This is a genomic window from Micromonospora sp. NBC_01412 (assembly GCF_045040215.1).
GTDB classification, from domain to species: domain Bacteria; phylum Actinomycetota; class Actinomycetes; order Mycobacteriales; family Micromonosporaceae; genus Micromonospora; species Micromonospora rubida.
Map to the genome: position 1 here is coordinate 2,074,458 of NZ_CP109528.1, position 10,975 is coordinate 2,085,432.

9 protein-coding genes are annotated in these 10,975 nt (G+C 71.3%); 4 read left to right on the forward strand and 5 right to left on the reverse strand.

Annotated elements, in window-relative coordinates; translation table 11 throughout:
• Positions 1 to 68: 68 nt before the first annotated feature.
• The 5 genes from OG617_RS09235 to OG617_RS09255 form a co-directional block, all read right to left on the reverse strand.
• Entirely contained in the window at positions 69 to 1,811 is a 1,743-nt protein-coding gene (locus OG617_RS09235) for an ABC transporter substrate-binding protein (RefSeq protein WP_405100442.1), read from the reverse strand.
• A 133-nt stretch (positions 1,812 to 1,944) separates the two neighbouring features.
• Positions 1,945 to 2,931: an ABC transporter permease gene (locus OG617_RS09240; RefSeq protein ID WP_405100444.1), complete on the reverse strand. Its 987-nt coding sequence runs from the start codon at positions 2,929 to 2,931 to the stop codon at positions 1,945 to 1,947.
• Between the two features lie 9 nt (positions 2,932 to 2,940).
• Positions 2,941 to 3,948 (reverse strand): ABC transporter permease, encoded by a 1,008-nt coding sequence (locus OG617_RS09245; RefSeq protein ID WP_405100446.1) that lies wholly within the window; start codon positions 3,946 to 3,948, stop codon positions 2,941 to 2,943.
• Positions 3,945 to 4,949, reverse strand: coding sequence for an ABC transporter ATP-binding protein (locus tag OG617_RS09250; protein ID WP_405100448.1), 1,005 nt, complete (start codon positions 4,947 to 4,949; stop codon positions 3,945 to 3,947). The genes OG617_RS09245 and OG617_RS09250 overlap by 4 nt, the downstream gene beginning before the upstream one ends.
• A complete protein-coding gene (locus OG617_RS09255) occupies positions 4,946 to 6,049 on the reverse strand; it encodes an ABC transporter ATP-binding protein (RefSeq protein ID WP_405100450.1) in 1,104 nt (367 codons plus the stop codon). The genes OG617_RS09250 and OG617_RS09255 overlap by 4 nt, the downstream gene beginning before the upstream one ends.
• Before the next feature lie 226 nt (positions 6,050 to 6,275).
• On the opposite strand from OG617_RS09255, the gene OG617_RS09260 reads away from it, so the two are divergent.
• The 4 genes from OG617_RS09260 to OG617_RS09275 all read left to right on the forward strand — a co-directional run bounded on the left by OG617_RS09260 (position 6,276) and on the right by OG617_RS09275 (position 10,965).
• Positions 6,276 to 6,824: a Uma2 family endonuclease gene (locus OG617_RS09260; RefSeq protein ID WP_396676947.1), complete on the forward strand. Its 549-nt coding sequence runs from the start codon at positions 6,276 to 6,278 to the stop codon at positions 6,822 to 6,824.
• A 32-nt stretch (positions 6,825 to 6,856) separates the two neighbouring features.
• Positions 6,857 to 8,293 (forward strand): TldD/PmbA family protein, encoded by a 1,437-nt coding sequence (locus OG617_RS09265; RefSeq protein WP_405100453.1) that lies wholly within the window; start codon positions 6,857 to 6,859, stop codon positions 8,291 to 8,293.
• 76 nt (positions 8,294 to 8,369) lie between these two features.
• The gene (locus OG617_RS09270; RefSeq protein WP_405100455.1) at positions 8,370 to 9,848 is read left to right on the forward strand and encodes a TldD/PmbA family protein; all 1,479 of its coding nucleotides are present in this window, start codon (positions 8,370 to 8,372) and stop codon (positions 9,846 to 9,848) included.
• Positions 9,849 to 10,158: 310 nt separating this feature from the next.
• Entirely contained in the window at positions 10,159 to 10,965 is an 807-nt protein-coding gene (locus tag OG617_RS09275) for a hypothetical protein (RefSeq protein WP_405100456.1), read from the forward strand.
• Positions 10,966 to 10,975: the final 10 nt, after the last annotated feature.

Genomic DNA, 10,975 nt, shown 5'->3' on the forward strand with positions numbered 1-10,975 from the left:
CCCGCTCGACGACGCTGTCGAGCGGGAGCCCTTCGCCTACCGGGCTGGGGCCCGGCCGTGACTCGGCACTACTTCTTGACGTGCGCGTTCACGAAGGACGGGTACCCGAAGACGCTGGAGATGAAGACCCCGCCGGCCTTGGAGCCGTGCACGAGGTAGGCCACGTCGACGTAGAGCGGCACCACCGGCGCATGCTCCTTCATGATCTTCTGGTCGAGCTTGGCCCACTCCGGCCCCTGCTTGGTCGGCTCCAGGGCGAGGATCCGGTCGAACTCGGCGTTGATCGTCGGGTCGTTGAAGAACGCGCTGTTGCTGTTGCCCTCGGCCTTGATGGAGCGGCCGTCGTAGAGCACCGGCAGGATCGACGCGCCGCTGGGCCAGTCCGCCGCCCAGTTACCGATGTACAGGTCCCAGGGGTTGTTCTTCTTCTTGACCTCGTCGAGCTTCGCGTCGTCCGGGATGTTCCGAACGGTGATCTTGAAGCCGGCCCGCTCCAGGTTGCCCTTGAGCTGGATCGCGATCTTCTGCTCGCCCGTGTTGTCGGCCACGCCGAGGACCAGCTCCGGGGTCTGGCCGCCGAGCAGCTCCTTGGCCTTGTCGACGTTGCCGTTGGCCCCGGCCGGGTACGCGTCGAACGCCTCGTAGCCGATGGTGGACGACGGCATCAGCGTGGTCATCGGCTGGGCCACGGTCTGCCCGCCGACCGCCTTGATCAGGCCGTCCCGGTCGATGGCGTAGTTCAGCGCCTGGCGGATCTTGAGGTCCTTGACCCGCTGGTTGTTGATCACGAGCTGGTTGGCGCTCGGCGTCGGGGAGAGGATCGTCCGCGACTTCAGCGCCGCGTCCTGGGCCACCTTGGCGACCAGCGAGGACGGCACGTAGTTGAAGGCGACCGCGCTCTGGTCGGCGCCGTTGTCCGCGATCACCCGGTTGTTGGCGGCGTCGGCGGTCGGGCCGAAGCTCCACACGAACTGGTCCGGGTACTGGTGACGCACCGGGTCGGTGTTGGCGTCCCAGTGGGGGTTACGGTCCAGGGTGAGCTGCACGCCGGCCTGGTTCTTGGCGACCTTGTACGGGCCCGAGGAGAACGGCCGCTGGTCCAGGTTGACCCCGGTGTCCTTGTCGGCCTTCAGCGGCGCGCTGGTCGGCAGCGACACCGCGAACGGCAGGTCGCAGCGGGCCCTGGCGAACTCGAAGCGCAGGGTCTTCGGGTCCGGGGTGGTCAGCCCCGGCGGCAGCGAGGTCGCGTTCTTCTTGAAGTCCCACTTGGTGTCGAACTCCGGGCTGTCGGCCAGCCACTCCTGGACGTAGGTCGGGCCGCCGGCGAGGTCCGGGTTGAAGGACCGGGCGATGCCGTACGCGATCTCCTTTGAGGTGATCGGGCTGCCGTCCTCGAACTTCACCCCGTCCTTGATCTTGAACTCCCAGACCTTGCAGTCGGAGTTGACGTTGGTGCCCGGGGTCTCGGCCAGGTCGCCGACCAGGACCAGGCCGCCCTTGCCGTCGTCCTTCCAGGTGGTCAGGTAGCGGGAGAAGAGCGGGTTGGCCATCAGGCCCGCGAACGAGTACGTCCGCTGCGGGTCCAGGTGGGAGATCGGGGTCTCCCGGATGATGGTGAAGGTGCCGCCCTTCTGCGCCCCGGACACCTCGGCCGCCGGGCCCTGCGAGTCCTTCGGGTCGGTGGCGATGACCCCGGTCTGCTGCCGGGTGTTGTCCACCTTGGTGTCCTCGCCCGTGTTCTCCGAGCACGCCCCCAACGTCACCACCAGTGCGATGGCGCCGCCTGCGGCGACCGCTGCGCGTGGTCTCATCTGCTATCCCCTCCACCCGGTGCCGCCGGGCGGAAACGCCGACGTCCCGAGGATCGTAAAGAAGAAAAACTCCGGATTGTGTAACGGTTTTCGATAAATCTCGTCACCGTCGGAGACGGCGGCCGGGCGACGGTCAGCGCAGCCGCACCCGGGGGTCGATCGCGGCGTAGAGCAGGTCCACCAGGACGTTCGCCAGCACCACGAAGACCGCGGCGATGAGCACGGTCGCCATGATGGTGGGCAGGTCCCCGGCGCGGACCGCGTCCACCGCGGTACGCCCCAGCCCCTGGATGCCGAAGGTGGTCTCGGTGATCACGGTGCCGCCCAGCGCCCCGCCGACGTCCAGCCCCGCGATGGTCACCACCGGGGTGATCGCCGCGCGCAGCGCGTGCCGCCCGTACACCTTGGGTTTGGTCAGTCCCTTGGCCCGCGCGGTGCGGACGTAGTCCTCGGAGAGCGTCTCCAGCATCTGTGCCCGGGACAGCCGGGCGTAGATGGCGGAGTAGAGGAAGGCCAGCGCGACCCAGGCGAGCATCAGCCCGCTGGCCCACTTCACCGGACTGTCGAACAGCGATGTGTAGCTCGGCACCGGTAGCAGCCGCAGGTTGTAGACGAAGACCAGCAGCAGCACCGCGCCGACGAAGTAGAGCTGCAACGACGCGCCGGTCAGCGAGAAGCCGATGGCCACCCGGTCCAGCCAGGTGCCCCGCCGCAGCGCCGAGACCATGCCGAGGCCGACGCCGAGCAGCAGCCAGAGGATCGCCGCCGGGATCACGATGCTCAGGGTCACCGGCAGCACCCGGGCCATGGTGTCGCTGACCGCCTCGTTGGTGACGTACGACCAACCCAGGCAGGGGGCGTCGCACCGGCCGCCCTGGGCGCTGCCTAGGTCCCGACCGGTGACGATGCCCTTCATGTAGCCGGCGTACTGGCTGATCAGCGGATCGCGCAGGCCCAGCTCCTGGCGGACCCGCTCCAGTCGCTCCGGGTTGCAGTTCTTCGGGCACATGCCGCTGACCGGGTCCCGGGGCAGGGCGAAGAACATCAGGAAGCTGAACACGCTCACCGCGAACAGGGTGAGCGCGGCCGAAAGCAGCCGCTTGACCAGGAATCGCGCCATAGGAAACCCCTACCGGGACGACTTCGGGTCGAGCGCGTCGCGCAGCGCGTCCCCGAAGAGGTTGAAGGCGAGCACCAGCGCGAAGATCGTGATGCCGGGAAAGAAGACGTACACCGGGTCGGTCTGGAGGTAGTCCAGGCTTAGGTAGATCATCCGGCCGAAGCTCGGCGTCTCGTCGGTGAGGCCGACGCCGATGAACGACAGCGCCGCCTCGCTGGTGATGTACGAGGGCACCGCGAGGGAGAACGACACCAGGATCGGCGCCCAGATGTTCGGCAGGAGCTGGCGGAAGAGCATGTGTCCCAGCCCGGCGCCGCTGGCCCGGGCCGCCTCCACGAACTCCCGCTCGCGCAGCGCGATGACCTGCCCCCGGACCAGCCGGGCGGTGCTGGTCCAGCCGAACAGGGCGAAGATGGCGATCAGCACGCCGATCTGGAACGTGGGCGGCACCGCCTCGCGCTGGCCGTAGAAGCGCAGCGCGATGGTCGGGGTCAGGGCCAGCGCGACGATCAGGAACGGCATGGCCAGGGTCAGGTCGGTGATCCAGTTGATCACCGCGTCGATCCAGCCGCCCAGGTAGCCGGCGAGGGTGCCCAGCAGGATGCCGAACGCGGCGGTGATCACGGCGGCGGCGAACGCGATGAACAGCGACGTCCGCAGGCCGTGCACCATCCGGATGAAGATGTCCCGGCCCAGGCCCGGCTCCAGCCCGAACCAGTGCTCGCCGGTGACGCCCCCGGCGTAGCCCAGTGGCATGCCGAAGCCGTCGAGCCGGTCCTGGAACTGCTCGCGCGGGCCCACCCCGTACAGCGCCTGGATCAGCGGCACGGCGAGCGCGAGCAGCACGAAGAAGACCAGCATCGCGGCGCTGATCATGGCCGTCCGGTCCTGCCGCAGCCGGACCCAGGCGAGCTGGCCGGGCGACCGGCCGACGAAGCCCTTCGCCTTCGGAGCGTCGCCGTCGCCGGTGGACTCGATCTCCGCCAGCGCCACACCCTCGACCGGGGACAGGCTCACCTCGTCACCTCCGCACCACTCACGTCGGCCCGCTCGGACTCCGGGAAGTGGCAGGCCGTCGACTGGGCGCCGCCGTCCCGGGGCTCCAGGGCCGGCTCCTCGGTGGCGCAGACGTCCTGCGCCTTCCAGCAGCGGGTGCGGAACCGGCAGCCCGACGGCGGGTTCAGCGGGGTCGGCACGTCGCCGGTCAGCCGGATCCGGCCGCCCGGCCCGAGCGTCGTCACGTCCGGGATCGCCGACAGCAGGGCCCGGGTGTACGGGTGCTGCGGGCGCTCGTAGATGTCCGCCCGGTCGCCGATCTCGACGATCCGGCCCAGGTACATCACGGCGACCCGCTGGCAGAAGTGCCGTACCACGGCCAGGTCGTGGGCGATGAAGACGAACGCCAGCCCGAGGTCCCGTTGCAGGTCCCGCAGCAGGTTGACCACCTGCGCCTGGATCGAGACGTCCAGGGCGGAGACCGGCTCGTCGGCGACGATCAGCTTCGGTCGCAGGGCCAGCGCCCGGGCGATGCCGATGCGCTGCCGCTGCCCGCCGGAGAACTCGTGCGGGTAGCGGTTGTAGTGCTCGGGGTTGAGCCCGACCAGCTCCAGCAGCTCCTGCACCCGCTTCTTCACCCCGCCCGGCGGGTTGATCTTGTTGACCTGCAACGGCATCGCCACGATCCGGCCAACGGTGTGCCGGGGGTTCAGCGAGGCGTACGGGTCCTGGAAGATGATCTGGAGGTCCTGCCGCAGCGGGCGCAGCTCGCGCCGCCCCGCGTGGGTGATGTCCCGCCCGGCGAACTCGATCTTCCCAGCGGTCGGCTCCAGCAGCCGCACCAGCATCCGGCCGGTGGTGGTCTTGCCGCAGCCGGACTCCCCCACCAGGCCCAGCGTCTCGCCGGGGCGCACCTCGAAGTCCAGGCCGTCGACCGCCTGGACGAGACCGGTGCTCCGGAACCCGTCGCGCACTGGGAAGTGCTTGGTCAGCCCACTGACCCGCAGTAACGGCTCACTCATTGGGCCACCCCCACATGTGCGACATCCTCGCGGTACAGCCGGGTGCGCTCGCGCGCGGGCAGGTGGCAGGCGACCAGGTGACCCGCCTCGCCGGTCGGGCCCAGCGTCGGGACCTCGGTGCGGGAGCGGTCGCCGTTGCGGTCGGCGTACCGGCAGCGGGGGTGGAAGGCACAGCCCGACGGGAGGTTGATCAGGCTGGGCGGGTTGCCCGGGATGGGTACCAGGTCCGCGTCCGAGTCGCCGTGCAGCGACGGCACGCTGGAGAGCAGACCCCAGGTGTACGGGTGCTGCGGGCGCCGGAGCACCTGCTCCACGGCGCCGTGCTCGACGGCCCGTCCGCCGTACATCACCAGCACCTCGTCGGCGACCTGGCTGACCACGCCGAGGTCGTGGGTGATCAGGATGATCGCGGAGTGGAACTCGGCCTGGAGGTCGGCGAGCAGGTCGAGGATCTGCGCCTGCACGGTGACGTCGAGCGCGGTGGTCGGCTCGTCGGCGATCAGCAGGTCCGGGTCGTTGACCAGGGCCATGGCGATCATCGCCCGCTGCCTCATGCCGCCGGAGAACTCGTGCGGGTACTGGTCGTACCGCTTCGCCGGCTGCGGGATGCCGACCCGGCCGAGCATGTCCACGGCCCGCCGCCGGGCCTCCCGCCTGCCGGCCCCCGGGTGGTGCACCCGGAACGCCTCGGCGATCTGCTTCCCCACGGTGTAGTACGGGTGCAGCGCGGACAGCGGATCCTGGAAGATCATCGCCATGTCCCGGCCGCGCAGCTGGCGCACGTCCTCCTCCGGCAGCCCGATGAGCTGCCGGCCGCCGACGGAGATCCCGCCGGTGATGGTGGCGCGCTTCGGGTCGTGCAGGCCGAGGATCGCCAGCGAGGTGACGCTCTTGCCCGAGCCGGACTCGCCGACGATGCCGAGGGTTCGCCCGCGCTCGACGGCGAAGGAGACCCCATCCACCGCGCGGACCGTGCCGTCGGAGGTGGCGAACCGCACCCGCAGGTCGCTCACCCTCAGGTACGGGCCGTCGCCGCGCTGCTCCGGCACTCCGGGGCGGTCGCCCGGTTGCCCGGACGGCGCCGGTGCTGACTTGTCCACGACCACCTCCCTCAGTGACGAAGAGAACCTACAACAGTTCACTGAGGCTGAAAGTAAGCTACAAAACGGGAGCTGTCAGCGGGGGTCAGCGTAACGACTCGGCATCTACCTCCGACACCCCTCACCAGGACATCGACGCGATGCGCACCCCCCGGTCGCACCTCGGGTGCGACCATGGTGGCGGCAACCGGGAGACGATCCGTGCCGGATCGAGGTGGAGGTGACCATGACCGCGGCGGTGTTCGACCACGACGGCCCGTGGACCGAGGAGGAGTACCTCTCCCTCGGCGAGACGTCCCAGCGGGTCGAACTCTTCGACGGGAGCCTCCACGTGACCCCAGCCCCCACCCCCCGGCACCAACGGATCTCACGCAAGCTGGGCAACATCCTCGAACCGGCCGCCGAGGCCGTCGGGCTGGAACTGCTGGAGGCGGTGAACGTCCGACTCAGGCCCGGACGGGTCCCCATTCCCGATCTCGTCGTCACGAACCCGGTCGACCTCGACGATCCCAACGTAGAGGCGCACGAGGTCCGGCTGGTCTGCGAGATCATCTCGCCGAGCAACGCGGCCACCGACAAGGTGCTCAAGATGCACTACTACGCCGCCGCCGGCATCGACTGGTACCTGCTGGTCGAGCAGGACAGCGGCGCGCTGCGCCTGTACCACCGTCGGCACGCCCACTACGTGGAGCACTCGGCGGTCAAACGGGGCGAGGTGCTGGAGCTGACCGAGCCCGTCCAGGCGACGGTCCGGCCGGAGGATCTCGTCCCCTGACGGATGTCGGTCCCGTCACCTAGGGTCGGGCCATGACCGGATTCGACGCGGCGTCCGCGGCCGTGCAGGCCGCCCTGGACGCGGGGGCCCGGTACGCCGACGCCCGGGTGATGCACCGCCGATACGAGTCGATGTCCGCCCGCAACGGCGACGTCGAGGAGCTGACCCAGGACGAGAGCCTCGGGCTCGGCGTCCGGGCGCTGGTCGGGTCGAGCTGGGGCTTCCACGCCGTGCCCGACCTGTCCGACGCGGCGGCCCGCGACGCCGGCCGGCGCGCCGCGCGGATCGCCGCCGCGAGCGCGCGGGTCCCCGGCCCGCCGATCGACCTGGTGCCGGCCGAGCCGGCCGTCGCGAGCTGGTCCTCGCGGTGCGAGGTGGACCCGCTCGGGGTGGCCCTGTCCGACAAGGGCGACCTGCTCGTCGGCGCGACCGCCACGATGGCCGCCCACGGCGCGGACGTGGCCGAGGGGCTCTACCAGGTCTGGGACACCACGAAGTGGTTCGTCTCCAGCGAGGGGCACCGCATCGATCAGCGCATCCGCGAGTGTGGCGGCGGCATCTCGGCCACCTCGATCGGCGACGGCGAGACCCAGCGCCGGTCGTATCCGAGCTACCGGGGCCAGTACGGCACCACCGGTTGGGAGCTGGTCACCTCGCTCGACCTGGCCGCGCACGCCGCCCGGATCGCCGAGGAGAGCCGGGCGCTGCTCACCGCCCCGCAGTGCCCGGCCGGCGAGACCGACCTGATCCTCGGCGGCGAGCAGCTCGCGTTGCAGATCCACGAGTCGGTCGGGCACGCCATCGAGCTGGACCGCATCCTCGGCTGGGAGGCCGCCTTCGCCGGCACGTCCTGGCTGGACCTGGCCCGGCTCGGCTCGCTGCGCTACGGCTCCGAGCTGATGAACGTCACCATCGACCCGACCATCCCCGGCGCGCTGGGCAGCTTCGGCTTCGACGACGAGGGCTCACCGGCGGTGCGGCGGGACGCGGTGCGCGAGGGCCGGTGGGTCGGGGTGCTCGCCGGCCGGGACTCGGCCGCCGTCGCCGGCCTGGACCACGGCGGCAGCGTACGGGCAGACGGCTGGGCCCGGCTGCCGATGGTGCGGATGACCAACGTGGGCCTGGAGCCCGGCCCGCACACCCTCGACGAGATCGTCGCGGCCACCGACGACGGCGTCCTGATGGACGTCAACCGCTCCTGGTCCATCGACGACAAGCGGCTCAACTTCCAGTTCGGCTGCGAGATCGGTTGGGAGGTGAAGCGGGGCCGGCGGGGGCGGATGCTGCGCAACCCCACCTACACCGGCATCGGGCCGCTGTTCTGGCGCTCGATGGACATGCTCTCCTCGGAGACCGTCGCGTGGGGCACGCCGAACTGCGGCAAGGGCCAACCCGGCCAGACCGGCCACACCGGCCACCCGTCCGCGCCGGCCCGGTTCCGCAACGTCCGAGTGGGGGTCCACGCATGAGCGAGCGGAGCGAGCGAATCGTCGGGCGCAGTGCGGTGAGGCCTCAGGCGGCCGTCGAGCGAAGCGAGGTGGTCGCATGAGTCACGACGCCGAGCGGCACGCGCTCGACCTAGCCGGCCGGGTGGTCGAGCTGGTCCGCCGGCTGGGCGGGCCGGGGGCCGGGGCCGAGGTGGTGGTCACCCGGTCCGAGCTGGCGCTGACCCGGTTCGCCAACTCCTTCATCCATCAGAACGTGGCCGAGTCGGGCGTCGGGGTGCGGCTGCGGCTGCACGCCGACGGGCGTACAGCCGCCGGCAGCGGCAGCGTGGTCACCCCGGACGGGCTGGCCGCCCTGGTCGAGCGGACCTTGACCGCGGCCCGGCTCTGCCCACCCGACCCGGCCTGGCCGGGGCTGACCCCACCGGCGTCGGTGCCGGCCGTCCCGGCGTGGGACGAGGCCACCGCGTTCGCCGAGCCCGACGAGCGGGCCGAGCGGGTGCGCGCGTTCGTGGCCGCCGTCGGCGGGCTGGAGGCCGCCGGTTACTGCCGCACCGCGTACCGGGCGGCGGCGTTCGCCAACTCGGCCGGCCACTCGGCGCAGGGCAGCGCGGCCGAGGCGGCGATGGACGGCATCGCCCGGGCCGGCGCGGCGGACGGGGTGGCCCGGCTCTGCGCGGACCGGCTCGCCGACCTCGACGGGGCGGCGCTGGGGCTCCGGGCCGCCGCGAAGGCCCGGGCCGCCGTGGACCCGGTCGAGCTGCCGCCAGGCCGGTACGAGGTGGTGCTGGAGCCGGCCGCCGTGGCCGACCTGCTGCACAACTTCGCCGTGTGGGGCTTCAACGGCAAGCGGTTCGCCGAGCGGCAGTCGTTCGCCGAGCCGGGCGTCGCCCAGTTCGACCCGGCGGTGACGCTCGTCGACGACCCGCTTGGCGGCTCCGGGCTGCCGTTCGACGCCGAGGGCACCGGCCGGCGGGCGCTGACCCTGGTGGACGCGGGCACCACGGTCGCCGTGGCGCACGACCGGCGCAGCGGCGCGCAGGCCGGCACGGGTTCCACCGGGCACGCGGAGCCGGGGGCGGCCACCTTCGGCCCGACGCCCGGCAACCTGCGACTCACCGGCACCGGCACCGACGGGGTGGCCGCCGCCGGGGCCACCCGGGGCGCAGGCACCACTGTGGCGGGTGCCACAGCGGCCAGCGCCGGCGGCGGGGCGGTGGGCGGGGCGGAGACGCCGGTCGGGCCGGTGCTCGACGCCGAGACCGCCGCCCTGGTCGCCGGGATGGAACGTGGCCTGCTGGTCAGCGACTTCTGGTACACCCGGGTGCTCGACACCAAGAGCCTGGTGATCACCGGGCTGACCCGCAACGGGGTCTGGCTGGTGGAGGGCGGCGTGCCGGTCCGGGCGGTGCGGGACTTCCGCTTCACCGAGTCGTACCCCCGGGCGCTGGGGCCCGGCGCGGTGCTCGGGATCGGCCGCCGCCCGGTCCGGCAGCCGGACCGGGTCGACGGCGTCTGGTGGGATGCCCCCGCCCTGCGGCTGGCCGCCTGGAACTTCACCGGCGGTGCCTCCGGCTGAACCCCACGCCAACGCCGGCTGAGCCCCACGCCGCCACCGGCCAATCCCCCGGCCGGCCAGCGCGTTGTGGTTCCTGGCAACCGGAAATCGAACGTGTTGCGAGGGGTTTTCGGGGGGCCGGACACCCGGGACGCTCCCTTGCGCGGACGGCCAGCGGAGATCGGCGTAACGTGTGTCACTTAGCTGCGCCGGCACACCGGTGTGGTCGTTGGCTTGCGCGTGACGTGGCAGCGGGTACGAGGTTCGCCGGTCCGCGTGCCGGCCGGAACATGATGCCGCCCGTCAGGGCCCCGTCAGGGAGACGACTCGAATGACATCAACGGCAACGAGGCCGCGGGGAGCGCGAGCACGCGCCGCCATAGCGGCGAAGACGTTGCGGACCGACCGCTGGTGGCTCGCCCCACTGATCACCGTCGTCGGGCTCAGCGCCTGGATCGCGTACGCGACGGTCCGGGTCTTCATGCACAAGTGGTACTGGGTGGAGCAATACCACTACCTGACCCCGTTCTACTCCCCCTGCGTCACCGAACGGTGCGTCGAGGGGGCCTCGCACTTCGGGCGCTTCCTGCCCGGCTGGTGGATCATCCCGGACGCGGCGCTGACCCTGCCGTTCCTGCTGCTGTTCCGGCTCACCTGCTACTACTACCGCAAGGCGTACTACCGGTCGTTCTGGCTGTCGCCGCCGGCCTGCGCGGTCCCGGACGGGCACCAGACCTACTCCGGCGAGACCCGGTTCCCGCTGCTCGGCCAGAACCTGCACCGCTACTTCTTCTACGCCGCCGCGGTCATCTCGCTGATCAACACCTGGGACGCGATCCTGGCCTTCCACTCGCCGGAGGGCTTCGGCTTCGGGCTGGGCAACATCGTCCTGCTGGTCAACGTGATCATGCTGTGGGCGTACACGATCTCCTGCCACTCCTGCCGGCACATCATCGGCGGGCGGCTCAAGCACTTCTCCAAGCACCCGGTGCGGTACAAGGCCTGGACCGGCGTGTCCTGGCTGAACGTTCGGCACATGCAGCTCGCCTGGATCACCCTCGGCACCCTGGCGCTGACCGACTTCTACGTCATGGCGGTCGCGGCCGGCTGGTTCAACGACCTGCGGTTCATCAACTAGAGGGCCTGAC